At 70.3% G+C, this 24,269-nt stretch carries 25 protein-coding genes, 1 tRNA gene and 1 pseudogene; 5 read left to right on the top strand and 22 right to left on the bottom strand.

What is annotated here, in order from left to right:
• Positions 1-12 precede the first annotated feature (12 nt).
• Positions 13-609: a DUF305 domain-containing protein gene (locus MRBLMI12_RS15960; RefSeq protein WP_363357333.1), complete on the top strand. Its 597-nt coding sequence runs from the start codon at positions 13-15 to the stop codon at positions 607-609.
• 45 nt (positions 610-654) lie between these two features.
• Here MRBLMI12_RS15960 and MRBLMI12_RS15955 read toward each other — a convergent pair whose 3' ends face one another.
• The 13 genes and pseudogenes from MRBLMI12_RS15955 to MRBLMI12_RS15895 all read right to left on the bottom strand — a co-directional run.
• Positions 655-1,314, bottom strand: a complete 660-nt coding sequence (locus tag MRBLMI12_RS15955) for a hypothetical protein (protein WP_363357332.1) — start codon at positions 1,312-1,314, stop codon at positions 655-657.
• Between the two features lie 64 nt (positions 1,315-1,378).
• Positions 1,379-1,451 (bottom strand) — tRNA-Asn (locus tag MRBLMI12_RS15950).
• 77 nt (positions 1,452-1,528) lie between these two features.
• The gene (locus tag MRBLMI12_RS15945; RefSeq protein WP_363357331.1) at positions 1,529-2,320 is read right to left on the bottom strand and encodes an ATP-binding cassette domain-containing protein; all 792 of its coding nucleotides are present in this window, start codon (positions 2,318-2,320) and stop codon (positions 1,529-1,531) included.
• A 50-nt stretch (positions 2,321-2,370) separates the two neighbouring features.
• Positions 2,371-4,227 carry a DNA primase gene (gene dnaG / locus MRBLMI12_RS15940; RefSeq protein ID WP_363357330.1) on the bottom strand — a complete coding sequence of 619 codons (1,857 nt, stop codon included), beginning with the start codon at positions 4,225-4,227 and terminating at the stop codon, positions 2,371-2,373.
• Positions 4,227-5,588: a deoxyguanosinetriphosphate triphosphohydrolase gene (locus MRBLMI12_RS15935; protein WP_363357329.1), complete on the bottom strand. Its 1,362-nt coding sequence runs from the start codon at positions 5,586-5,588 to the stop codon at positions 4,227-4,229. The genes dnaG and MRBLMI12_RS15935 overlap by 1 nt, the downstream gene beginning before the upstream one ends.
• Positions 5,578-6,744 carry a tRNA dihydrouridine synthase DusB gene (dusB, locus tag MRBLMI12_RS15930; RefSeq protein ID WP_363357328.1) on the bottom strand — a complete coding sequence of 389 codons (1,167 nt, stop codon included), beginning with the start codon at positions 6,742-6,744 and terminating at the stop codon, positions 5,578-5,580. The genes MRBLMI12_RS15935 and dusB overlap by 11 nt, the downstream gene beginning before the upstream one ends.
• A 177-nt stretch (positions 6,745-6,921) precedes the next feature.
• The gene (locus tag MRBLMI12_RS15925) at positions 6,922-7,602 is read right to left on the bottom strand and encodes a DsbA family oxidoreductase (RefSeq protein ID WP_349427456.1); all 681 of its coding nucleotides are present in this window, start codon (positions 7,600-7,602) and stop codon (positions 6,922-6,924) included.
• A 45-nt stretch (positions 7,603-7,647) separates the two neighbouring features.
• Positions 7,648-8,631: a hypothetical protein gene (locus MRBLMI12_RS15920; protein WP_363357327.1), complete on the bottom strand. Its 984-nt coding sequence runs from the start codon at positions 8,629-8,631 to the stop codon at positions 7,648-7,650.
• Positions 8,631-9,584 (bottom strand): hypothetical protein, encoded by a 954-nt coding sequence (locus tag MRBLMI12_RS15915; RefSeq protein ID WP_363357326.1) that lies wholly within the window; start codon positions 9,582-9,584, stop codon positions 8,631-8,633. Before MRBLMI12_RS15915 ends, MRBLMI12_RS15920 begins: the two co-directional genes overlap by 1 nt.
• 89 nt (positions 9,585-9,673) lie before the next feature.
• Complete coding sequence (locus MRBLMI12_RS15910) at positions 9,674-10,486, bottom strand: isoprenyl transferase (protein WP_363357325.1); 813 nt, start codon at positions 10,484-10,486, stop codon at positions 9,674-9,676.
• Positions 10,483-11,223, bottom strand: a complete 741-nt coding sequence (gene recO, locus MRBLMI12_RS15905) for a DNA repair protein RecO (RefSeq protein WP_349427452.1) — start codon at positions 11,221-11,223, stop codon at positions 10,483-10,485. Before recO ends, MRBLMI12_RS15910 begins: the two co-directional genes overlap by 4 nt.
• Before the next feature lie 7 nt (positions 11,224-11,230).
• Positions 11,231-11,734: an aminotransferase class I/II-fold pyridoxal phosphate-dependent enzyme gene (locus tag MRBLMI12_RS15900; protein ID WP_363357324.1), complete on the bottom strand. Its 504-nt coding sequence runs from the start codon at positions 11,732-11,734 to the stop codon at positions 11,231-11,233.
• A gap of 136 nt (positions 11,735-11,870) precedes the next feature.
• Positions 11,871-12,440, bottom strand: a pseudogene (locus tag MRBLMI12_RS15895) (aminotransferase class I/II-fold pyridoxal phosphate-dependent enzyme); the annotation flags it as partial.
• 104 nt (positions 12,441-12,544) lie between these two features.
• Here MRBLMI12_RS15895 and MRBLMI12_RS15890 point away from each other — a divergent pair.
• From MRBLMI12_RS15890 to MRBLMI12_RS15880, 3 genes are read left to right on the top strand one after another with little or no spacing between them, the layout of a single operon-like run.
• Entirely contained in the window at positions 12,545-13,012 is a 468-nt protein-coding gene (locus MRBLMI12_RS15890) for a MarR family winged helix-turn-helix transcriptional regulator (RefSeq protein ID WP_349427450.1), read from the top strand.
• Positions 13,009-13,653: a hypothetical protein gene (locus tag MRBLMI12_RS15885; protein WP_363357323.1), complete on the top strand. Its 645-nt coding sequence runs from the start codon at positions 13,009-13,011 to the stop codon at positions 13,651-13,653. The genes MRBLMI12_RS15890 and MRBLMI12_RS15885 overlap by 4 nt, the downstream gene beginning before the upstream one ends.
• 20 nt (positions 13,654-13,673) lie before the next feature.
• Positions 13,674-14,360 (top strand): trimeric intracellular cation channel family protein, encoded by a 687-nt coding sequence (locus MRBLMI12_RS15880; RefSeq protein ID WP_363357322.1) that lies wholly within the window; start codon positions 13,674-13,676, stop codon positions 14,358-14,360.
• An 81-nt stretch (positions 14,361-14,441) separates the two neighbouring features.
• Here the strand turns inward: MRBLMI12_RS15880 and leuA are convergent, their stop codons facing one another.
• A complete protein-coding gene (gene leuA / locus MRBLMI12_RS15875; protein WP_363357321.1) occupies positions 14,442-16,202 on the bottom strand; it encodes a 2-isopropylmalate synthase in 1,761 nt (586 codons plus the stop codon).
• A gap of 260 nt (positions 16,203-16,462) precedes the next feature.
• On the opposite strand from leuA, the gene MRBLMI12_RS15870 reads away from it, so the two are divergent.
• Positions 16,463-17,092 carry a hypothetical protein gene (locus MRBLMI12_RS15870; protein ID WP_349427446.1) on the top strand — a complete coding sequence of 210 codons (630 nt, stop codon included), beginning with the start codon at positions 16,463-16,465 and terminating at the stop codon, positions 17,090-17,092.
• Between the two features lie 68 nt (positions 17,093-17,160).
• On the opposite strand, the gene MRBLMI12_RS15865 is transcribed toward MRBLMI12_RS15870, so the two are convergent.
• From MRBLMI12_RS15865 to dnaJ, 8 genes are all read right to left on the bottom strand, one after another.
• Positions 17,161-18,096 carry an NADP-dependent oxidoreductase gene (locus MRBLMI12_RS15865; RefSeq protein ID WP_363357320.1) on the bottom strand — a complete coding sequence of 312 codons (936 nt, stop codon included), beginning with the start codon at positions 18,094-18,096 and terminating at the stop codon, positions 17,161-17,163.
• Between the two features lies 1 nt (position 18,097).
• Positions 18,098-19,042, bottom strand: a complete 945-nt coding sequence (gene era, locus MRBLMI12_RS15860; protein ID WP_349428963.1) for a GTPase Era — start codon at positions 19,040-19,042, stop codon at positions 18,098-18,100.
• Between the two features lie 14 nt (positions 19,043-19,056).
• The gene (locus MRBLMI12_RS15855; RefSeq protein ID WP_349427445.1) at positions 19,057-20,406 is read right to left on the bottom strand and encodes a hemolysin family protein; all 1,350 of its coding nucleotides are present in this window, start codon (positions 20,404-20,406) and stop codon (positions 19,057-19,059) included.
• Positions 20,403-20,873, bottom strand: a complete 471-nt coding sequence (gene ybeY / locus MRBLMI12_RS15850) for an rRNA maturation RNase YbeY (protein WP_349427444.1) — start codon at positions 20,871-20,873, stop codon at positions 20,403-20,405. Before ybeY ends, MRBLMI12_RS15855 begins: the two co-directional genes overlap by 4 nt.
• Complete coding sequence (locus MRBLMI12_RS15845; RefSeq protein ID WP_363357638.1) at positions 20,870-21,901, bottom strand: PhoH family protein; 1,032 nt, start codon at positions 21,899-21,901, stop codon at positions 20,870-20,872. Before MRBLMI12_RS15845 ends, ybeY begins: the two co-directional genes overlap by 4 nt.
• A 52-nt stretch (positions 21,902-21,953) precedes the next feature.
• Positions 21,954-22,301, bottom strand: a complete 348-nt coding sequence (locus MRBLMI12_RS15840) for an HIT domain-containing protein (protein WP_363357319.1) — start codon at positions 22,299-22,301, stop codon at positions 21,954-21,956.
• 67 nt (positions 22,302-22,368) lie between these two features.
• Positions 22,369-23,103 (bottom strand): 16S rRNA (uracil(1498)-N(3))-methyltransferase, encoded by a 735-nt coding sequence (locus MRBLMI12_RS15835; RefSeq protein WP_363357318.1) that lies wholly within the window; start codon positions 23,101-23,103, stop codon positions 22,369-22,371.
• A gap of 3 nt (positions 23,104-23,106) precedes the next feature.
• Positions 23,107-24,219 carry a molecular chaperone DnaJ gene (dnaJ, locus tag MRBLMI12_RS15830; RefSeq protein ID WP_363357317.1) on the bottom strand — a complete coding sequence of 371 codons (1,113 nt, stop codon included), beginning with the start codon at positions 24,217-24,219 and terminating at the stop codon, positions 23,107-23,109.
• Positions 24,220-24,269 lie beyond the last annotated feature (50 nt).

The following is a 24,269-nucleotide window of genomic DNA, read 5'->3' as shown; positions in this document are numbered from 1 at the left end:
GAAGGAGAAGAGATGAACACGCACACGCGCGCGCTCGCGGTGATCCTGCCGCTCACGATGGGACTGGTCGTGACCGGCTGCGCCGGAGCGCCCGACACGAGTGGCGGCATGCCGGGCATGCACCACGGTTCAGCGAGCTCGTCGGCGTCGCCGGTCGACGTGACGATGGCCGACCAGATGTTCGTGACGATGATGATCCCGCACCACGAGCAGGCGATGGAGATGGCCGAGATCGTGCTCGCCAAGGACGGGGTCGATCCTCGCGTGGTGGCGATCGCCGAGCGCATCCGCGCCGCACAGGGACCCGAGATCGAGCTCATGGAGAGCTGGCTCGACGACTGGGGCGTGGAGCATGCCTCCGGCGGCATGGATCACGGCGACGGCATGATGTCGGAGGCCGATATGACCGCTCTTCGCGACGCCGACGGCACGGCGGCAGGCAGGCTCTTCCTGGAGCAGATGGTCGTGCACCATCAGGGTGCCGTCGAGATGGCGGAGGCGGCCCTGGATTCGGCCGGGGATCCCGACGTGCGCGCCCTCGCCCAACAGATCATCGAGGACCAGAACGCGGAGATCGCCGAGATGCAGGAGCTCGCCGCCACACTGTGAAAACCACCCTGACGGGCGGGACGTCCGCGCCCGCCCGTCAGGGCGTCAGCCGTCGCTGCGGCGGTTCTGGCGCTCGACCCATCGGCGAAGCTCGGCGTCGGCTCCGGGCGGCGCCTGTGCGATCACGTTCATCCCCTGGCGGACCAGCGTGGTGCCGGTGCGCATCGGTCCCCACACTCGGGCCGTCGTCAGCTCCCCGGTGTCGACGTCGCGCACCTGCACCTGCGTGGTGTCGGTGGTCCGGCGTGCACCGGCTCTCCCCGCGACGTGCTGCACCACGAGCACGGGCAGGCCGTGGGCGGCAGCGGTCGCGATGACCGAGTCGAGATCGTGAGCGGCCCACTGACTGCGGATGCCGCGCACGGTCCACAGGGCCACCAGCACGACGAGGACCGTCGCTATTCCCGTCGGCACGAGCCAGCAGCTCACGATCGCCAGAGCCAGCGACCACATCGCGATGCCGCGCACCGCGAGCAGGATCGCCGCGATCGACGGCACGAGCGCGAGGAACAGCCAGGGCTCCGGCACCGAGACGGGGAACATCCACGGCTCGCCGCCGAAGAGCACGACAAGCCCTACCCAGACGACCGCCCCGGCGAACAGCGCCAGCGCGCCGAGGAGCGGCGCAGCGCGATAGATCGGTGCCGGCGCGGGGACACCGCCTTCGACCGCCAGCAGCGGCGAGGGCTTCGCGCGACCCGCCATGTGCACCCCTCGATCTGATCCCGGAGACGAAGAAAGCCTCGGGGGTGGAGCCCCGAGGCCTTCGCTCCCCCACTTGGACTCGAACCAAGAACCTATCGGTTAACAGCCGATTGCTCTGCCAATTGAGCTATGGAGGAATGGTCCGCACTTTCGTGCGGGCAACCAGACCATACTAGCAAAGCTCAGCCGGTGCTCATGACCACGGCCGGCTCTCTCACGAGCTCACCAGGCGCCTGTCGGCCTCTCCGCTGGGAGTCCACAGGAGATCCTTGGTGCCGTGCCCGTACGCGACGGCGTGCCCTGCCCGCAGCACCAGGACGTCCGCGTCCAGCTCGTTCACGACGTCTCGCTCGTTGGTCACGATGAGCGCGGCCATGTCGAGCTCGCGGCGGCGACGCAGCACCGCCTCGCGGGCCGCCTTCCGCACCTCGACGTCCATGTTCGCGAACGGCTCATCGGCGATCAGCACGCGCGGCTGCAGAACCAGGGCTCGCGCCAGAGCAACCCGCTGGCGCATGCCGGCGCTGAGCTCGTAGGGGTATTTGGCGGCCGCTCCGAGCGGCAGCATCAGCTCGTCGAGGAGCGAGGCCACCCTGACGGCGAGGGCACGCGCACTCACCCGGCGGTCGCGGCTGGTGATCGGCTCGCCGATCACGTCGGCCACCGTGAGCCGCGCGGGCAGACGCGCGCCGGCCGACTGCCGGAGGTGGCCGGCGTAGTACGTGAGCTGGCGATGCGCGCGACCCGGACGCCGCACCGAGATGCCCTCGACGAGACCGTCTCCGCCGACGACGGCGAGTCCCGACTCGTCCGCTCCTGCCAGCACGGAGGCCAGCGAGGACTTGCCCGAGCCGGTCGGTCCCATCACCGCCAGGATGCCGCCGTGAGGCAAGCGGAAGGACACGCCGTCGACGACGCGCTGGGACGGCCCGCCGCGTCCCGCGCGGCGGGCGATCGAAAGGTCGGAACAGTCGATCGCGACATCCGCGTCTCGTCGGCGAGCCATCTCATCATCCTGCCGCGCGATCGCCGCCGGCGCCAGCCGAGGACCGCGCGTCATGACGCTTCGTCGACGAGCGCCTGGCGTCGCGCATCCAGTTCGCGCAGGCGCAGGCGGATGCTGCGTCCCTCGTCCGATGCCGCCGGTACGCGCTGGATCGCGCCGAGCAGCTCGGCCTTCTCGCGATCGAAGCGTCGAAGCACGAGGCGTCGCGCGAGATCGCCGGCCGATGTCACCGCCGCGTCGTCGTTGAGCGCCGGGAAGTCGCCGGCGAGCAGCTCTGCGGCGAGTGAGCGGTAGGGCTCGCGCACCGTGGCGACGGCATCCGCCGACCAGCCCGGGCGCTGCATGCCGGGGGCTTCGCGAACGGCGACCCGGACGGCGTCGAGAGCGGCGTTGCGGAACGGCAGCTCGAGAGCCCGTTCGACCAGCGTGGCATCCATGCGATGGCCGAACTGCAGCACCCCCATGAGGGCATCCCGCTCCAGACCGACCTCGGGACTGCGGGGCAAGGTCGCCAGCGTGACGCGGAGCGCGCCGTCGTCGACGGCGGGCCCTGCGTTCTGCGTGCCGGGGGCGGCGTCACGACGGCTTCCGCCTCGGCCCGCTCGCTCGACCTCGCGGCGCACGTCCTCGGTGTCCATGCCGAGCCGGCGGGCGAGCACCCGCACATACTCGGGCTGCAGGAGCGGGTCACGCAGCTCGGCGACCACCGGGGCGGCCGTGCGCAGCGCCCCGACGCGCCCTTCGACGCTGGCGAGGTCGTAGCCGGAGATGCGCTGATCGAGGACGAACTCGACCATGGGCACCTTCGTCTCGAGAAGCGCGCGCACCGCGCCGTCGCCCCGCGCGAGGCGAAGGTCGCAGGGGTCGAGGCCCTCCGGGCCGGTGGCGACGTACGTCTGGGCGTTGAACCGCTTGGCGTCGGCGAAGGCGCGCAGCGCCGCCTTCTGGCCCGCGGCATCCGGATCGAATGTGAAGACGACTTCGCCCGCCGTGGAATCGTCGCCCATCACCCGGCGGAGCACGGTGATGTGGTCGGAGCCGAACGCGGTCCCGCAGGTCGCGATCGCCGTCGTGATGCCGGCCAGATGGCACGCCATGACGTCGGTGTACCCCTCGACCACGACGACGCGGTGCTCGCGCGACACGTCGCGCTTGGCGAGGTCGAGCCCGTAGAGCACCTGCGCCTTCTTGTAGATCGTCGTCTCGGGGGTGTTGAGGTACTTGGGGCCGTTGTCGTCGTCGTAGAGCCTGCGCGCGCCGAAGCCGATGACCTGACCGGTGACGTCGCGGATGGGCCACACCACCCGCCCGCGGAAGCGGTCGTAGACCCCGCGCTGGCCCTGCGACACGAGACCGGCCGACGAGAGCTCCTCGTCGGTGTAGCCCTGCGCGCGCAGCGCCGAGTGCATGCCCGACCAGCCTTTCGGGGCGTACCCCACGCCGAAATGCCCGGCGGCGCCCGCGTCGAACCCCCGCTGCCCGAGGAAGCGCCGCGCGATGTCGGCCTCCGGCGTCATCAGCTGCCCCCGGAAGAACTCCGCCGCCGCCGCGTTGGCGGCGTACAGCCGGGCACGCCCTGTGTGCTCGGGGGCGGCGCCGCCGTCCTCGTAGTGCAGCGTCAAGCCGATGCGGCCGGCGAGGCGCTCGACTGCTTCCGTGAACGTCACGTGGTCCATCGCGCGCAGGAACGAGTACACGTCGCCTGACTCACCGCAGCCGAAGCAGTGGTAGAAGCCCGCCTGCGGGCGCACGTTGAAGCTCGGGCTGCGCTCGTCGTGGAAGGGGCAGAGGCCCTTCAGCGATCCGACGCCCGCGGATTTCAGCGCCACCCTTTCACCGATGATGTCGGCGATGTTCGTGCGGGCCTTCACCTCGTCGACGTCGGCCTGACGGATGCGCCCCGCCATCAGCGCACCTCGGAGGAATCGCGGGCGGTACGTGCGGCCGCATCCATCGGGCGAGCGCCCGGTGCCCAGACGCCGACGGATGCCGGATCCACCGGTCCGACGAGCGATCCGTGCCACGCGATCGCCAGCTGGTCGGTGAGGCTGGCGACCTGGTCGACGACGACGCGCCGGCGTGCGGCATCCGTCTCCGCCGCCGCGAAGTCCTCCGCGTGCAGCGGGTCCAGCGCGTCAGCGCGCTCCCAGAGGGCCGTCGCCAGGCGCTTCAGGAGCCGACGCTGCTCCTTGTAGAGGTCCTTGCGGCCCTCGATCGACACGACCGCGGCACCGATGATGCCCTTGAGCACCGCCATCTCGGCCTCGACGATGCGGGGCACCACGAGGTGACCTCGGTAGCGGGTCAGCACCGAGGTCGCGTACGACTCGCGGGTCGCGGTGGTCGCGGCGCGGGCGAACCGGCCGATGAGGTCGGAGGTCAGGTTCTTCAGACGCGCGAGGGACGCACGCGTGCCGTCGAACGAGTCGATCCACTCGGGCATGCGCGTGAGGCGGAACAGCGCGTCCTCGAGCTCGTCGCGCGCGAAGTCGAAGCCCACCCAGGACTGGATCGCGGTGAGCAGCCACTGGTGCTCGCGCGCGTCCACGAGCCGCGCGGGGTCGAGGTAGCCGTTGACCACGGCGTCCTCGAAGTCGTGGACGGAGTACGCGATGTCGTCGGAGAGATCCATGACCTCGGCCTCGATGCACCGCACCCGCCCCGGCGCATCCGCCCTGAGCCAGCGGAAGACCTCTTCGTCTTCGGGGTACACGCCGAACTTCAGCCGCCCGCCCGGATCGGGCAGCGGATGGTCGGCCGTCCACGGATACTTGCAGGCGGCGTCGAGACTCGCACGCGTCAGGTTCAGGCCGAAGCTGCGGCCGTCGGCGTCGAAGACCTTCGGTTCGAGGCGCGTGAGGATGCGCAGCGTCTGCGCGTTGCCCTCGAACCCGCCGAAGTCCTCGGCCCACTCGTTGAGCGCCCGCTCGCCGTTGTGGCCGAACGGCGGGTGACCGAGGTCGTGGCTGAGGCAGGCGGTGTCGACGACGTCGGCGGCGAGGTCCAGCGCGGTCGCCAGCTCGCGCCCGACCTGTGCGACCTCGAGCGAGTGCGTCAGGCGATTGCGTGCGAAGTCCGCCGGGCTCGCGGGGCTGAGCACCTGGGTCTTCGCGGCGAGGCGACGCAGCGCCGCCGAGTGCAGCACGCGGGCGCGGTCGCGCGCGAAGTCGTCACGCTGCGATCGGTGGCGCTCGGCGTGGAAGCGGGCGGCGTCGGCGTCGTCGTACCCCGCCGGGCGGTCGGACGCGCCGGCCACGTCACCCGCCACTGTGGTCGAGTTCCGCTTCGGCGAGGGCGGTGGATGCCGCGGCCCCCAGCTCGCGCGAATTCAGCCAGCCATCGGGCAGCGCGGGACGCTTCGGGGTGCCCGCGCGACCCCGCTGGCCCTCCGCCGCGGCGCCCGGGTAGGGGGCGTCGAGGTCGAGGGTCGCGAGGAGGTCGTCGATCTCGGCGAGGGTGGATGCGGTGGCGAGGCTCGCGCGCAGATCGCCGCCCACGGGGTACCCCTTGAAGTACCAGGCGACGTGCTTGCGGATGTCGCGGCAGCCGCGGCCCTCGTCCTCGAAGAACTCGACCAGCAGCTCCGCGTGGCGGCGGAAGGCGCGGGCGACGAACCCGAGGGTCGCGTCGACCGGCTCGGCCGGTGCGGAACCGGGGGCGCCGAGCGCGCGGGCCAGGTCGCCGAAGAGCCACGGGCGCCCGAGGCAGCCGCGACCGACGACGACGCCGTCGCAGCCCGTCTCGTCCATCATGCGCACCGCGTCGTCGGCGGACCAGATGTCGCCGTTCCCGAGCACCGGGACGCTCGTGACCGCTTCCTTGAGCTTCGTGATCGCCGACCAGTCGGCCTGCCCCGAATAGAACTCCGAGGCCGTGCGGGCGTGCAGGGCGACCGCAGCGACGCCGGCGTCCTGCGCGATGCGCCCGGCGTCGAGGTACGTCAGGTGGTCGATATCGATGCCCTTGCGCATCTTGACCGTGAGCGGGATGTCACCGGCAGCGCGCGCCGCACGCGTGACGATGTCGCGGAACAGTCCGAGCTTCCACGGCAGTGCCGCTCCCCCGCCCTTGCGGGTGACCTTGGGGACCGGGCAGCCGAAGTTGAGATCGATGTGATCGGCGCGATCCTCTTCGACGAGGAGGCGCACGGCCGCCTCGGTGGTCGCTGGATCCACGCCGTAGAGCTGGATCGAACGCGGCTTCTCGGACTCGTGGTGCGTGATGAGGCGCATCGTCGTCGCGTTGCGCTCGACGAGAGCGCGCGTCGTGATCATCTCGCTCACGTAGAGGCCGGCGCCGTACTCACGGCAGAGTCGCCGGAACGCGGTGTTGGTGATACCCGCCATCGGCGCCAGCACGACGGGCGCATCGAGTTCGATGGGCCCGATGCGCAGCGTGCGCGCGGGAGCGAGGGCAGTCGTCACGACCCCATTCTCTTACAGGATTCCGTCCCTTGGCTGAACGGACGGCTTCGCGTGTGCGGGGGCCGAGTCTCCGGGAGCCGGGTTCGACGGACCATACCGTCGAGGACCGCTGACCAGAGACGGCGAACGGGCGCGTCGCGATGATTCGCGGCGGGCCCGTTCCGGGTGCGCATGAGGTCAGGCGTCGACGCCCGCGGGCTCGCGGTGCTCGGACCAGACCTGGCGGACGATCTGCGCGAACGCCTCAGCGGGCTGCGCGCCCGACACGCCGTACTTGCCGTCGATCACGAAGAACGGCACACCGTTGATGCCGTACGCCGTTGCCTGCGCCTGGTCGGCGCGGACGGCATCCAGGTAGCGGCCGCTCTGCAGGGCCTCGCGCGCGGCGTCGGCGTCGAGGCCGGCATCCGTGGCCAGGTCGACGAGTTCGTCCTCGCGCCCGAGGTGCCGGCCCTCGGTGAAGTACGCCGCCATGAGTCGCTCGGCGAGCTCGTGCTGGCGTCCCTGCTCCTTCGCGAAGTGGAGCAGTTCGTGGGCCTTGACGGTGTTGGTGTGCTTGAGGAGGTCGAAACGATACTCCAGCCCCGCATCGGCGGCGACGCCCGTGACGCGCTCGAGCATCTGCTGCACCTGCTCGCGGGGCATCCCCTTGTGCTTCGCGAGGAAGTCGAGTTCATCGCCCTCGAAGTCGACGGGCGTGTCGGGCGACAGCTCGAACGAGTGGAACGTCACCTCCACGGCGGGGGCGTCGTCATCCGCGGATGCCGCGGCCAGCCCGTTCTCGAGGTTGCGCTTGCCGATGTAGCACCAGGGGCAGGCGATGTCGCTCCACACGTCGATCTTGATGGCGTCCGTCATGCTGAAGACAACCGCATCGGCGCGATCGTCTATTCCTGCGGATATTCATGACGTGGGCGGGTCGGCGTCGGGAATGAACCGGAACCTGACGCGGACGTCGTCGTACGGCACCACGATCGTCGAGGCATCCGGAGACCACGCGTCTGGCACGAGATACAGCCTGCCCCCACCCTGCGCCAGGAGACGGAGGCCGAAGTAGCGGTAGCCGAACGTGGCAGCCGCACCCGCGTCGCCCTCGGTGGGAGACCCGTCGCCCAGCTGCTGGAACGAGATGTCATCGTTGCCCGGGTACAGCCGCTCTGTGGTGTCCAGGACCACGGCTGGAAGGGTGCTCAGATCGGAGGCGAGCGAGCGCGCCTGGCCGAGCCCCCACCACTGGGCGACGGTCGCCGTCGACCAGAAGGTGCCGGCGACCATCACGAGCACGAGGAGCACGACCACCGCGCGGCTCACGTTTGCGCCGCCGAGGGCGCGCACGGTCGATGCGGCGTAGGCCGTGAGCCCAGCGCCGAGGGCGAGGAACAGAGGGGTGAGCAGCTGGCCCCACACCCAGTCGCCGAGGATGGGCAGGAGGAAGGCCGATACGAGGCCGGCGAGCAGGAAGCCGATCCCCGTCCATGCGATGGCGGCGATGACACGCCGCTGGGTGGTCCGTGGTCGCTCGCCGAGCCGACGCCGCAGCACGCGATGGCCGACGATCGCCCCCGCGGCCAGCAGCATGAGCACCATGACGGGGATGAAGAGCGCCCCGGGGCTGCGCATGACGAACTCCTGCGTGCTCAGGCCGATGATGTCGACGTCGACACCGAAGTAGCGGAAGAACTCACGCGTGGACACGTAGCCGAAGTAGAACAGCAGCGCCGTGACGAGCGTCAGCGGCGCGACGAACGACGACAGGAACCCCATCCACTTCTCGAAGCCGAGGCCGGGTTCGACTGTCGACGGCTCGTCGGGTGGCGGCGAGGGCTCCGCTTCGGGTGCGCTCCCCGCAGCGGTGCGGCTCTGAACGGTGCGAGAGCGCCTGGCCATCAGGCCTGTCCCTCGCCCTGGTCCTGCTGGTCCTGATCCTGCTGGTCCTGATCCTGCTGGTCCTGATCCTGCTGGTCCTGCTGGTCCTGATCCTGCTGGTCCTGATCCTGCTGGTCCTGCTGGTCCTGATCCTGCTGGTCCTGATCCTGCTGGTCCTGCTGGTCCTGATCCTGCTGGTCCTGCTGGTCCTGATCCTGCTGGTCCTGATCCTGCTGGTCCTGCTGGTCCTGATCCTGCTGGTCCTGATCCTGCTGGTCCTGATCCTGCTGGTCCTGATCCTGCTGGTCCTGATCCTGCTGATCCTGATCCTGCTGCTGCTCGTCCTCCCCCTCTCCCTCAGGGTCTACGACGACGATGGCCGGCCCGGGCTGGACGTCGCGGGCCACGACGATGTCGCAGATCTCCGATGTCGGACACTCGAGCGTGCCCTCGAACCGGATCGACGTGCCGTCCTGGAAGCTCGCATCGGGACGCAGCACGAGGCTGCAGGTGAGCTGGGAGTCGTCGGCGCCGACGGTCATCCCCAGACAGGAGCGATCGGCGCCGCGCGACCCGCACACCCCGCCTTCGACCTGGAGTCCGCCGCGATCGGTGACGGCGTGCTGGAACGTGAACCGCACGCCCTCGGGAACCGTTCCGCCCCAGAACACCGCGATGGTCTTGCACCATACGCCCGCTTCGACGACCTCGGCCACGCCTTGGTCGCCGTAGGCGGGACCACCGTACTGCGCGACGGGTCCGGTCCGGACCCGGTCTTGAGCAGGATCCTCTTCCCCGTCCGGATCGGGCGTCCCGTTCTCCCCGTCGTCCGTCTCAGTGGGCGAAGGTGAGGGGCTCGCCGACACCGTGCGCCCGGCATCCGTCTGCGTCGCGGGGCCGGCGCAGCCCGCGATGGCGAGCAGGACCGCAATGCTCAGGGTCGCGATGCCGACCCCAGGTCGTGACAGCGCCACGATGCGCCTCCTGACCGGCCGCGTACGCGGCTCACGTCAATGATGAGGGCGCTGGGGCGCGCTGGATACCCCCGTCGATGCGCGCGGGCTCAGGAGGCGGACGCGTCCGGCGTATCGACCGCTCCGCCGAAGCGCCGATGGCGACCGAGGTACACATCGATGCCGTGCCACAGGTCCTCCCGCGAGAAGTCCGGCCACAGCGTGTCGAGGAAGACGAACTCGGCGTAGGCCGACTCCCACAGCAGGAAGTTCGAGGTGCGCTGCTCGCCGCTGGAGCGCAGGAACAGGTCGACGTCCGGCATGTCGGGACGATAGAGCCGGCGCTGGATGAGCTTCTCCGACACGGCGGACGGCTTGAGCCTGCCGGCCGCGACGTCGTCGGCGATGGAGCGCATCGCGTCGACGAGCTCGATCCGTCCGCCGTAGTTGACGCACATGGTCAGGGTCAGTACGTCGTTGCCCGCAGTGAGCCGCTCCGCGAACTGCAGCTCCTTGATCACGCTCGACCACAGTCGCGGCTTGCGTCCTGCCCACTGGATCCGCACGCCCCACTCGTTGAGCTGGTCGCGCCGACGATGCAGCACGTCGCGGTTGTACCCCATGAGGAAGCGCACCTCTTCGGGCGAGCGCGACCAGTTCTCAGTGGAGAACGCGTACACCGACAGGTGCTTGACGCCGGCCTGGATCGCGCCGGCGACGACATCGAGGAGCGCGGCCTCGCCGGCCTTGTGCCCCTCGATGCGGGTGAGACCCCGGCGGTTCGCCCAGCGGCCGTTGCCGTCCATCACGATCGCCACGTGATTCGGCACCGCCCCCCGCGGATACGCGGGCGGGTGGACACCGGTCCAGTCCAGCGGGCGATACGGCACCGCGTCGCGATGCGTGTAGGGCTTCGGGGTCACCGGCTGCCTTCCTGCGGGGCTGAGACGTGCGAGAGCGAACGGATGCCGCGCTCCAGGTGCCACTGGGCGTAGGCCGCAATGAGCCCCGACGCGGCCGCCGTCGAGCCGGCGGATGCGGCATCCACGATGTCCCACTCACCCGCCATGAGCGACTGGAGAAGCGAAACGGTCGCGGCGTCCACGCGAGCCGCACCCGTCGGGGCGCAGTCGCGGCAGATGATGCCGCCCTGCTGTGCGACGAACGTGTCGTGCGGGCCGCTGCGTCCGCACCGGGCGCACTCGCCGAGTCCGGGCGCCCACCCCGAGAGCGCCATCGCGCGGAGGAGGTAGGAGTCCAGCACGCTGCGCGAGGCGTGCTCGCCGCGCGAGAGCGCGCGCAGCCCGCCGACGAGGAGCAGATACTGCTGCGGCGTCGCCTCGGCCTCGTTCAGCCGGTCGGCAGCCTCCACCATCGCGTGAGCCGAGGTGTAGCGGTCGTAGTGCGCGACGATCTCGGCGCCGTAGGAGCCCAGCGACTCGGCCTGCTGCACGATGTCGAGCGACCGGCCCTGGTACAGCTGCACATCGGCGACCATGAACGGCTCGAGCCGCGCGCCGAACCGCGACGAGGTGCGACGCACCCCCTTGGCGACCGCGCGCAGCTTGCCGTGGCGACGGCTGAGCATCGTCACGATCCTGTCGGCTTCCCCCAGCTTGTGGGTGCGCAGGACCACGACTTCATCGCGGTAGGTGGGCACCCGTCAATTATGGATGCCGTCTCCCCGGCGCGGGCGCTGACGCCCCGGCCGCCGTGGTGCTGAGGGCCGCGGCGACCTCCGTGAGATCGGGCAGCGCCCGGTCGATGGTCTCCATGGTGGCGGTGAGCGACATCCGGAAGTGGCGCGGCTGGTCGAAGAGCGTCCCGGGCATCACGTAGATCCCGCGCGCAGCGAGGGCATCGCAGAAGACCGCCGCGTCGCCGCCCGGCGCTTCGCCCCACAGGTAGAAGGTGCCCTCGGGGCGGGTGACGCGCACGCCCGCGTCGGTGAGCGCGCCGAACAGCCGATCCCGCTTCCGGGCGAGTTCGGCCATGTCGAGCGACACCGACTCGAGCGCCGGCACGGAGTACTGCATGACGGCGTCGGGGAATCCCCATCCGATCGCGAGTCCCAGGGGAAAGAGCGCGGCGCGCAGTTCGTCCCGTTCGGCCGGCGGGATGAGCGGCGAGAGCGCGAGGTACCCGAGGCGCTGCCCCGGTGCCAGCAGCACCTTGCCGTAGCTGTAGGCGATGACGGTCCACGGGTACGAGCCGGCGGGGCTCGCGAAGTGGATGCCGTCGAAGCGGATGCGACTCGTCCGATATGAGCCAGATGCGGCGACCGTGCGTGCGTGAGGCCTCGTCGAGCACGTCCGCGAGCGCCTGCCATGTGTCCCGCGAGTAGACGCGCCCGGTCGGGTTGGCCGGGGAGTTGACGACGACGAGCCGCGTGCGCGGGCCGATCGCACGGGAGATCGCGTCGATGTCGAGATCGAACGTCTCGGGATCGAGCGGGGCGCGGACGGGGATGAGGTTCGCGGCCTGGAGCATCGGCTCGTAGCAGAACCATCCGGGCACGGGGATGACGACCTCGTCGCCCGCGTCCGCCAGCAGCGCGAACGCCAGCGAGAGCGCGCCAAAAGCGCCCTGGGTCATCGCTATGTCGTCGGGCTCGAATTCGAGGGCGAGTTCGGTGCGCAGGCCCGCTGCGATCGTCTCCTGGGCAACCCCCTCGCTCGTCTTGTAGGCGAACCAGTCCACCGACCGCGGCTCGACCTGCGCCTGAATCGCCGCCGTCAGCCCCGGAAGGGCCAGCTCGTGCGGGTTGCCGAAGGTGAAGTCGAGAGCGTCCGGGTCGTCGGCCGTCGCCTGGATTCGTGCGAAGTACGCCGTCACGACGTCGACCGTCGCCTTCGCCCGTGTTGCGCGATCGGACATCGCCATCGCCATCACCTCTCCCCAGTGCCGCGTGAGCCCCCCGCAAGGATCCCAACACCCGTGGTCGCGGTCAACACCCGACGACATCATGTAGTCTGTACACTATGTCGGGAACACACGTGTTGGATTCGCTGCTGGCGCTGACGCAGGTCCTCCAGGCCGATCAGGAGCGCGAGCTCGACCGCCGGGGGCTCACCGCGCCACGCACGCATCTGCTGTGGGTGCTCCATCACGGCGGGCCCGCCACGCAGGTGCAGCTCGCCGAGGCGCTCGATGTGACTCCGCGCCACATCACGACGCTCGTCGATGCCCTCGACGCGACGGGTTTCGCGCGGCGCGAGCCCCACCCCACCGACCGGCGCGCGGTGCTGGTCCACCTGACCGATCGCGGGCGCGCGCTCATGGAGGCGATGGACCTCGAGCACACCGAGCTCGGTGCCGCCCTCGTCGAGGGCCTCGACGCCGCGACCGTCGACGCGCTGGTCCGCGGCATCGACCACGTGCGCGGCCGGCTCGAGCACCTGATCGCCGAGCACGAGGGGGCACAGCGCGAGCGGGAGGATCACGCATGACCGACGTCACGTCGACGCCCGTGTCGCGCACTTCGCTCCGGGCGCGGATCGCGAAGCTGGCGCGCGCCGCGTGGCGCGCCGAGATCGGCGTGTGGAAGAGCCTCTACCGCTGGCTGTTCCGCCGCCCGCGGGTCCCGCGCGGGGCATCCGGCTTCTCGTACCACTCCCCCGTGCTGACGATCCTCGTGATCTTCATCGTCCTCTCGGCGATCGAGATTCCGATCGTCGACCTGATCGTCCACGACTGGCCGTGGGTGCGCATCCCCCTCCTCGCCGCCGGCATCTGGGGCGTGACGTGGATGATCGGCCTCCTGCTGGGCTTCCTCACCCGTCCGCACGCCGTCGGTCCTGAAGGCATCCGAGCCCGCTCCGGCGCCGAGGTCGACATCGACCTGCCGTGGGCGGCCGTGGCGAGCGTCGAGAAGTCCCGGGATGTGCTCGAGAAGGCTCCGAAGATACGCGACGAGCCGCACGGACGCACCCTTGCCCTGCGTATGCAGGACGAGACCAACGTCCTCGTCATCCTCGAGCGTCCGGTGGCCGTGCGTCTCGGCGACACCGTCGCCGAGGTCGACGCTGTCCGGCTCTGGGTCGATGACCTGGACGGGTTCATGACGGCGGTGCGCACGCACATCCCATGACGCGCCCCGAGAATGGAGGGGTGGACGAGCCGATCTTCGTGATCCCGCTGTGGGCGGATCTCACCGCCGTCGGACTCGGCGGAATCCAGGGCGCCCTGTTCGCCTCGGGGTTCCGCGGGCAGCGCCGACTCGACCTGCTCGGAGTCGCGATCATCGGGATCGTCGTCGGGATGGGCGGCGGCCTCATCCGCGACCTGCTGCTCAACGTCACGCCGGTCACGCTGCAGAGCAACTGGTACCTGTTGACGGCCACCGGCGCGGCATTGCTCGGGATGCTGCTCGCCGGTCTCTTCCAGAGACTCAACGCCGTCATCGTCGGCCTCGACGCCCTGGTCATCGGCCTGTTCGGAGCCTTCGGCACCAGCAAGGCGCTCGCGCTCGGCCTGCCCCTCGTTCCGGCCGTGTTCGTCGGCGTGTGCGCGGCTGTCGGCGGCGGCATCCTGCGCGACATGATCATGGGCCTCCCGGTGGCGATCATGCACGTCGGCTCGCTGTACGCGGTCGCCGCCGGAGTGGGGTGCCTCGTCCTCGCCGTCGCGAACGCACTCGGGCTCGATCTGGTGATCGCGGCGATCGTGGGTATCGCGGTCACCACCGTGATCCGGCTGCTCGCGGTGATCTTCGACATCTCGCTGCCGGAGCAGCGCGCCCTGTATCGCCGCAAGGTCGCCGTCGAGACATCGACGATCCCGATCGTCAAGCCCTGATCGACCGGCTCACCGCCGCCCGGACGCACACCGACGGGCGCGCGCGGGGATCACCCGCGCACACCCGTCGACGGTTCGCGCTCAGACGGCCGCGAGGGCCCCTGAGCGCTCCCGCGTGCGGATGGCGCGGTTCACGCCCGACACGATCGCTTTGAGCGATGCGGTCGAGATGTCAGAGTCGATGCCGACGCCCCACAGGCGCTCGCCATCGACCTGAAGTTCGATGTACGCGGCGGCCTGGGCGTCGCCGCCGGCGCTGAGGGCGTGCTCGACGTAGTCGTACAGCGTGACGTCGAACCCCTGCGCGCGGACGATCTCGAGGAACGCCGCCACGGGGCCGTTGCCGCGGCCGGAGGCCTCGAAGCGCTCGTCGCCGTCACGCAGCGTGATGTCGAGGGCGACATCGCCCGACAGGTCGCTGCGCGTGCTCGTCGCCAGCAGCTCGAAGCGGCCCCAGCGCTCGTCGGCGACCTCCGACGGCAGGTACTCGTCCGTGAAGATCTTCCAGATCTGGTCGCTGGTGACCTCGCCGCCCTCGGCATCGGTCTTGGCCTGCACCACACCGGAGAAGTCGATCTGCAGCTTGCGCGGCAGGTCGAGCGAGTGGTCGGTCTTGAGCAGGTAGGCGACGCCGCCCTTGCCCGACTGCGAGTTGACGCGGATGACGGCCTCGTAGGAGCGGCCCAGGTCCTTGGGGTCGATGGGCAGGTACGGCACGGCCCAGTCGATCTCGTCGACGGTGACGCCGGCTGCCGCAGCGCGGGCCTCCATCGCCTCGAAGCCCTTCTTGATCGCGTCCTGGTGCGATCCGCTGAAGGCCGTGAACACCAGGTCGCCCGCCCACGGGCTGCGCTCGTGCACCGGCAGCTGGTTGCAGTACTCGACCGTGCGCTTGACCTGGTCGATGTCGCTGAAGTCGATCTGCGGATCGATGCCCTGCGTGAGCAGGTTGATGCCGAGCGCGACCAGGTCGACGTTTCCGGTGCGCTCACCGTTGCCGAACAGGCAGCCCTCGATGCGATCGGCGCCGGCCATGTAGCCGAGCTCCGCCGCGGCGATGGCGGTGCCGCGGTCGTTGTGGGGGTGCAGCGAGAGGATCACGTTCTCGCGGTGCGCGAGCCGACGGCTCATCCACTCGATGGAGTCGGCGTAGACGTTCGGAGTCGCCATCTCGACTGTCGCCGGCAGGTTGATGATGACCTTGCGTTCGGGCGTGGGCTCGAAGATCTCGATGACCTGGTTGCACACGTCGACAGCGAACTCGAGCTCGGTGCCGGTGTAGCTCTCGGGCGAGTACTCGTAGAACACCTGCGTCTCAGGGATGCGCTTCTCGAACTCGCGGCACAGCCGCGCACCCTCGAGCGCGATGTCGATGATGCCCTGCTCGTCGGTGCGGAACACGACCTCGCGCTGCAGCACGCTGGTCGAGTTGTACAGGTGCACGATCGCCTGCTTCGCGCCGGCGATCGACTCGTAGGTCCGCTCGATGAGGTGCGCACGCGCCTGCGTCAGCACCTGGATCGTCACGTCGTCGGGGATGAGGTCCTCTTCGATGAGCTGACGCACGAAGTCGAAGTCCGTCTGGCTCGCGGAGGGGAAGCCGACCTCGATCTCCTTGTAGCCCATGCGCACCAGGAGGTCGAACATGACCCGCTTGCGCTCGGGGCTCATCGGGTCGATGAGCGCCTGGTTGCCGTCGCGCAGATCGACCGCGCACCAGCGGGGTGCCGTCGTGATGCGCCGGTCCGGCCAGGTGCGGTCCGGCAGTTCGACGGTGAACTGCTCGTGGAACGGCAGATACTTGTGAACCGGCATGCCCGAAGGCTTCTGATTGTTCTTCATGATCGATCGCTTCTCTCGTCTGTCTCGAGCCGTCAACCCGATCGGGGTGGCTCGATGCCTGATGATGCGGGCCAGGCGAAAGCTCCGCGACGAGGAAGGCCCTAGAACGAGGTCTCGTCGCGGCGGCTAAGAAGGAGAAGCCGGCCGAAGCGCATGGCACCAGGCTACACCCGGTTCTGCGCGCAGCGCGAACCGCCCGGACACGCGTGCCGCGGCATCCGCTTCTGAGACGATCGGGCTGCGCGCGACACCATCGAGGTATGAGAGGTCTCCGCCGCCCGCTCGGCACCGCTGCCACCGCCGTCCTCGTCGGGCTCGTCGCCGTCGCGTGCGCGGGCGCGGATCCTGCGAGCACTCCCCCGCCTGCCGCCCTCGGGGCGATCACACCGGTGCCGCCCGAGGGCGAGGTCACCACGACCGGCACCGTGCTGGACACCGCCGGCGAGGTGCAGCTCTGTCTGGGTCCGGTGGCGGAGTCGTATCCGCCGCAGTGCACGGGGATCCCGCTCGAGGACTGGACCTGGGACGGCGTCGAGGGTGCCGAGTCGTCGGGCGACGTGACCTGGGGCGCCTATGCCGTGCGCGGCGCATACGACGGCACGTCATTCACCATGACCCAGCCGCCGATCCAGCTCGCCCTGTACGACCCGATCCGGCCCGAAGACCCGACCGGCGGCGAGCCGGGAGCGGGCGACGAGGCGACGCTCACCGCCATCCAGGAGGAGCTCCCCGACCGCCTCGGCGACGCATACCTGAGCTCCCACCCGCAGGACGGGTGGCTCTGGGTCGACGTCGTCTGGGACGACGGCAGCTGGCAGGATGCCGCGAACGCGGAGTTCGGCGACGACACCGTCGTCATCCGGTCGGCGATGACGCCGACGGGCGGCTGATCCCGTCATCACAACAGGCGTCGGGCTGTCAGAACCCGAGCAGGCCGCTGCTTCGGGTCGCGGACTGGTCAGGGCAGAAGGGCGATCTTTCCTCCGGGATGCCCTTCAGCGAGGAACCTAAAGGCCTCTCGCGCCTCGGCGAGCGGATATGTGCGCGCGACGGGTACCTCGAGCCGCCCGCTGCCGGCCAGCGCGAGGAGCTCCGCTCTGACGCTGTCCCTGTAGGCCGAGCTGTCGGGCCGCGATCCGGCTATCGCCGTCATGCCCTCGGCGGCTGCCCGCTGAGCCGCCGCGATGGTCACGATCCGCGCGGGATCGTTGACGAGGGCGAGCGAGGCGTCGACGGCCTCGTCGGTGCCCACGGCGTCGAGGGCCGCCACGACGGCGGTGGGCGCGGCATCTCGGATCCTCTCGACGACTCCCCGGCCGTGGGCCACGGGGAGGCCGCCGTAGCGACGGACGCGGTCGAAGCTCGACGGACGAGCCGTGCCGACCACGTGGACACCGAGCAGACGAGCCTGCTGGAGGACGCTGACGCCGACGCCTCCGGAGGCGCCGTGCAGCACCACGGTGTCGCCCGCGCTCACCCTGGTGACATGGAGCATCTCGGATGCCGTCGAGCCGGCCAGCAGGAGGTTCGCGGCCGCCTCGTGGGCGAGGGTCGGCGGCTTGGCGAGCACCTTGGTCGCCGCCACCGTGAGCTCGGTGGCGTACCCCCCCTGCACCCGGAACGCGACGACCTCATCACCCACGCGTACGTCGCCCGAGACGATACGCGTATCGGGACCGATCGCGGTGACCACCCCCGACACCTCGTAGCCGATGGGGATGGGCGGTGTGAGGCCGGGCCGCTTGACCGCGACGTGCTTGTAGTCGGCCGGATTGACGCCGGCGGCATGCACGCGGAGCGTCACCTCGCCGGTGCGGGGCGCGGGCACGTCGCTTGTGACGAACTCCCACCCGTCTGGACTCCCCCACGTCGGGGCGATCCACCGTCGCGCCATGTCAGAAGCCGAGCCTGCCCAGCTGCTTCGGGTCGCGCTGCCATTCCTTCGCGACGCGCACGTGCAGTTTCAGGAAGACCTGCGTGCCGACCAGCGGCTCGATCTGCGCGCGGGCACGCGCGCCGACGTCGCGCAGGCGTGAGCCCTTGTGGCCGATGATGATCGCCTTCTGACTGTCGCGCTCGACGATGAGGTTCGCATGGATGTCGGTCATCGACCCGGTGTCGCGCTCGGAGATGTCCTCGATCGTGACGGCGATGGAGTGCGGCAGCTCATCGCGCACACCCTCGAGCGCCGCCTCGCGGATGATCTCGGCGATGCGGTCTTCGGTCGACTCGTCAGTGACGACGCCGTCGGGGTAGAGCGCGGGGCCCTTCGGCATGAGTGCGAGCAGTTCGTCGGTCAGCACGTCGAGCTGATCGCGGGTGAGTGCGGAGAGCGGAATGACAGCGGCCCAGTCCTCGCGCAGCTGGTCGACCTCGATCAGCCTCTCGGTGATCTGGTCGCGGGACGCGGCATCCGTCTTGGTGACGATCGCGACCTTCTTCGCCCGGCCGTAGCCGCCCAGCGACTCGGCGATGCGGCGGTCGCCGGGGCCGACCTTCTCTGTCGCGGGAACACAGAAGCCGATCACGTCGACATCGCCCAGCACCTGCTCGACGAGGTCGTTCAGACGCTGCCCGAGGAGGGTGCGGGGCTTGTGGAGGCCCGGGGTGTCGACGATCACCAGCTGGCCGCCGGGGCGGTTCACGATGCCGCGGATCGCGCGCCGCGTGGTCTGCGGCTTGTCGCTGGTGATGGCGACCTTCTCGCCGACGAGGGCGTTCGTGAGGGTGGACTTGCCGACGTTCGGGCGGCCGACGAAGGTGACGAAGCCGGAACGCCCGTCGGCGGGCCCTGAGGCCTGGGCAGAGGCGGGGACGGCGGCGGGTTCGGAAGCCGGCATGGCGTCGTTGTCGGTCATGGGGTGTCTTCCTTCTTGGGCAGCCGTACCTCGCCGGTGCGAGGGCTCGGAATGCGGATCTCGCCGGTGCGCGGCCGGCCCATGTCCAGGGTGGGTGCGCCGCGTTCGACGAACACCGTCGAGATCCCGCGTCCGCGTCCGCGCGACGCGCCTCCGGTGAGCACGAGTCCGGCGTACTCTGCGGTCGCGCCGGGCTGCGGCACGCGGCCCAGCGCCTTGCCGAGGAGCCCGCCGATCGAGTCGACGTCCTCGTCCTCCAGATCGAGGCCGAAGAGGTCCCCGACCTCGTCGAGTCCGAGGCGTGCGCTCACCCGGTAGTGACCGGGCTCGAGCTCGGTGACCTCCTCGGCACGGGGGTCGTACTCGTCGGAGATCTCGCCGACGAGCTCCTCGATGAGGTCCTCCAGGGTCACGAGCCCCGACACGCCGCCGTACTCGTCGACGACGAGGCACACGTGCACGGCGTCGCGCTTCATCTGCTGCAGCAGGGTCTCGGCCTTCATCGACTCGGGGACGAAGACCGCCGGCCGGGCGATGCGACTGATCGGGGCATCGCGCCACCCCGACTCGTCGCGGAAGGCGAACTGCACGAGGTCCTTGAGGTAGAGCACCCCCACGACGTCGTCGGCGTCGTCGTCGACGATGGGAACGCGCGACACGCCCTTCTCGAGGAAGATCGACATCGCCTCGCGCGTGGATGCCGAGGCATCGACGGTGACCATGTCGGTGCGCGGCACCATGACGGCCCGCACGAAGGTGTCGGTGAAGTCGAAGACCGAGTGGATGAGCTCACGGTCGTCCTGCTCGATGAGCTCATTCTCGGCGGCCTCGTCGATGATGCTGAGCAGCTGCTCCTCGGACGCGAACGAGGACCCGCGAGAGGCACCGGGCGTGATGCGGGTGCCGAGTGCGACGAGGCCGTGGGCGAGCGGACCCAGGATGATGCGCACGCCGCGGATGACCGGCGCGGCACCGCGCAGGAGCGCCTTGGCGTGGAGCCTGCCGACGGTGCGCGGGCTCGCGCCCACGATGACGTACGACACTCCCGTCATCAGGAGCGCCGCGGCGAGCATCGCCCACCAGATGTTGTTGAAGAGGTCGGTGAACGCGACCGTCACGAGCACCGCCGCGGTCGTCTCGGCGAGGACGCGGATGAAGATCACCGCGTTGGCGTGGGCGTCGGGGTCGGCCGCGATCCTGCGCAGCGGTTCCGCATTGCGGTCCCCTGCGGCGAGTTCGGCGAGATCGGCGCGCGAGGTGACGCTGAGCGCCGCGTCGATGGCGACCATCAGGGCGCCGAACGCGAGCAGCAGCGCCGCCGCGACGAGAAGGAGGGCAGCGGTCATGCGCGCGGTCGTCGGCGCTCGGACGCCTGGAACGAGGTGATGAGCTCCCGCTGCAGTCCGAACATCTCGCGCTCCTCCTCCGGCTCGGCGTGGTCGAAGCCGAGAAGGTGCAGCAGGCCGTGCGTCGTGAGGAGGATCAGCTCGTCGAGCGTCGAGTGCTTCGCCGCCACCGCCTGCGCCTCGGCGACCTGCGGGCACAGCACGATGTCGCCGAGGAGTCCGGGGGGCGTCGGGGCGTCCTCCGTGCCCGGGCGGAGCTCGTCCATGGGGAAGCTGAGGACGTCGGTGGGACCGGGCTCGTCCATCCACTGCACGTGCAGCGCTTCCATCGCGCCCTCGTCGACGAGGAGGATCGCGACGTCGGCGTCGGGGCTCACGTGCAGCTCCGCGAAGTTGTGCTCCATCAGCCGCAGCAGCACCGTCTCGTCGACGGCGATCCCGGATTCGTTGCCGATCTCGATGGTCATGAGCGTCCTCGCTTCGGAAGGTGGTCACGGGGTCCGCCGGTGCGCGGTACGGCGGCGCGGCGCTCCGCGCGGTTGGCGAACTCGGATGCCTCGTCCCGCTCCCGTCGTGCCGCGAGGCGGTGCTCGTCGTACACGGTGTAAGCGTCGACGATCCGTCCCACGAGCGTGTGCCGCACCACGTCGTCGCTCGTGAGGTAAGCGAAGTGGATGTCGTCGATGTCGCCCAGCACGCGGGTCACGAGGCGCAGTCCCGATGACCCCTGCGGCAGATCGATCTGCGTGATGTCACCGGTGACCACCATGCGCGTGCCGAAGCCGAGCCGGGTGAGGAACATCTTCATCTGCTCGGGCGTGGTGTTCTGGGCCTCGTCGAGCACGACGAACGAGTCGTTCAGCGTGCGTCCGCGCATGTACGCCAGCGGCGCCACCTCGATGGTGCCCGTCGCCATCAGCTTGGGCACCAGCTCGGGGTCCATCATCTCGTTCAGCGCGTCGTACAGCGGCCGCAGGTACGGGTCGATCTTGTCGGTGAGCGTGCCGGGGAGGAACCCGAGCCGCTCCCCCGCCTCGACCGCGGGACGCGTCAGGATGATGCGGCTGACCTCCTTGCGCTGCAGCGCCTGAACGGCCTTTGCCATCGCCAGGTAGGTCTTGCCGGTTCCGGCCGGACCGATGCCGAACACGATCGTGTTCTCCTCGATCGCGTCGACGTACGCCTTCTGGCCCAGCGTCTTCGGGCGGATGACCCGGCCGCGGGACGAGAGGATCGCCTCGCCGAGGACCTCGGACGGCCGCGGACCGCCCTCCGTGCGCAGGATGCGGTTCGACGAGGTGACGTCCGCCTCGCCGAGCGCGTGCCCCGCCTTCGTCATCGCCAGCAGCTCGTCGACGAGCGACCGCGCCGCGGCGACGGCGTCGGCCTCGCCCGTGAGCGTGATCTCGTTGCCGCGCACATGCACGTCGACACCGGGGTGCTCCCGTTCGACGACCCGCAGCAGGCGATCCTGGGGACCCAGCAGCTGCACCATCGCGACCCCATCCGCGTAGACGCGGTCGCTCACGGTCTCATGACCGTCTTGATCAGGCACCGACACTCTTCTCTTCGAGGCCTCCCGCGAGCACATGGGCGTGCACGTGGAAGATGGTCTGGCCCGCGTTCGGGCCGGTGTTGAACACGAGGCGGAAGTCCCCGTCCGAATGCTCCGCGGCGAGGGTGTTCGCCAGGCCGACGAGCTCTGCCATCAGCTCGGGATCGCCGGCGGCGAGCTCGACGACGTTCCGGTACTCCTCGGTCTTGGTGATCACCAGCAGGTGCAGGGGCGCCTGCGGCGCGATGTCGCGGATCGCGAACGCATTCTCGGTCTCTGCGATGATCTCGGACGGGATCTCTCCGTTGCGGATGCGCGTGAAGATCGACGGCTCGCTCATGCCGCAAGTCTAGCGACGGGGCCGTTCGACGGGCTCGCGGAGCGGTCGATGGGACTGTCGATACCACTCACCAGCGTGCGAGCGCGGTGCTGACGACCGCAAGGGCCGCCGGGCCGGCCGTCGATGTGCGCAGCACGGTGTCGCCGAGCCGGACCAGGCGCGCTCCGGCGTCGGCGAAGGCATCGAGCTCGTCGGGTGCGATCCCGCCCTCCGGGCCGACCACGAGCACGACGTCGCGCTCGTCGCCGGACTCCATCGCGAGGGCGCTGAGCGGCTCGGACGCGGTCGGCTCGAGCACGAGCATGCGGGATGCCGCGGCCCGGCGCACGAGCCCCGCGGTCGTGGTGAGCTCCGCCACCTCGGGGACCCAGGCACGATGGGCCTGCTTCGCAGCCTCGCGCACGATCGTCGCCCAGCGCGCACGGCCCTTCGCCGCCTTCGCCAGGTCCCACCGCGAGACGCTTCGTGCGGCCTGCCACGGGACGATCTCGTCGACCCCGAGCTCGGTCGCCGCCTGGACCGCCAGTTCGTCGCGGTCGCCCTTGGCCAGCGCCTGCACGAGCACCACGCGGGGACTCGGCTGCGCGGCATCCGCCCGCTCGCGGATGCGCACCACGACCTCGCGAGGTGCCACCGATTCGACGACGCCGGTGAGCCAGGCGCCGCGGCCGTCGCCGAGTGTCACCTCTTCGCCGACGCGCACCCGCCGCACGCTGGAGGCGTGGTGCGCCTCGGCCCCGGTGAGGCTCACCGCGTCGCCCGGCGCACCCGCCGGCCCGTCGAGGAGGAAGTGGAGGGCCACCGGTCAGGCGTTCCGGAACCGGTCGCGCAGCTTGGCGAACAGACCCTGGTGGAACTCCGAGAGCCGCGGGGCGGGCGCCTTGGTCCGCTTGGCGAACTCCTCGATGAGGGCTCGCTCCTTGTGGTCCAGGCGCGTGGGCGTCACGACATGCACGCCCACCCTCAGGTCTCCGCGCTGCGAGCCGCGCAGCGGGGTGATGCCGCGACCCTTGATCGTCAGGATGTCGCCGGCCTGCACCCCCGGCCGCACCTCGAGGTCCACCGCACCGTCGAGCGACTCGATCGTCGTCGTGGTGCCCAGGATCGCGTCGGGCATGGACACCTCGAGCGTGGCGAGCAGGTCGTCGCCGTCGCGGCTGAAGACCTCGTGGGGCGAGACGGTGACCTCGATGTAGAGGTCGCCGTTCGGGCCGCCGGCGGGGCCGACCTCGCCCGAGCCGGGAAGCTGGAGCCGCAGGCCGGTCTCGACGCCGGCGGGGATGTCGAGCGACACCGTGCGGCGCGCGCGCACGCGGCCCTGACCCTGGCAGGTCGCGCAGGGGTAGGGAATCGTGGTGCCGTAACCCTGGCACACGTTGCAGGGCTGCGTCGTGACGACGTTGCCGAGAAGGCTCCGCACCTGCCGCTGCACGTTTCCGGTGCCGTGGCAGATGTCGCACGTGACGGGGCTCGTCCCCGGCTGGCAGCACGATCCCTGACAGGTCTCGCAGAGCACCGCGGTGTCCACCTCGATGTCGCGGTGCGTGCCGAACACGACGTCGCCGAGCTCGAGCGTCACACGTACGAGGGCGTCCTGCCCGCGCTCACGCCGCGATCGCGGGCGCCCGCCACGCGAGCCGCCGGCCGCGCCGAAGAAGGTCTCGAAGATGTCGTTGAAGCCGCCGAAGCCGCCGGCGCCGCCGAAAGGCGACTCGCTCCCGCCCATGTCGTACCGGGCCCGCTGATCGGGGTCGCTCAGCACGTCGTACGCGTGCGTCACGAGCTTGAACCGCTCGGACGCGTCCTCGCCGGGGTTCACATCCGGGTGCAGCTGTCGGGCCAGCTTGCGATACGCCTTCTTGATCTCGTCGGTGGTGGCGTCGCGTGCGACGCCGAGGACCTCGTAGTGGTCAGCCACTTTCGCCTTCCTGCCGCGGCGCCGCCGCGGAATCGATGATGCGCGTCAGC

This window comes from Microbacterium sp. LMI12-1-1.1, from assembly GCF_040676455.1.
Lineage (GTDB): Bacteria > Actinomycetota > Actinomycetes > Actinomycetales > Microbacteriaceae > Microbacterium.
Note: the sequence above shows the minus strand (reverse complement) of the source record. Positions and strands in the feature narration are given on the sequence as shown.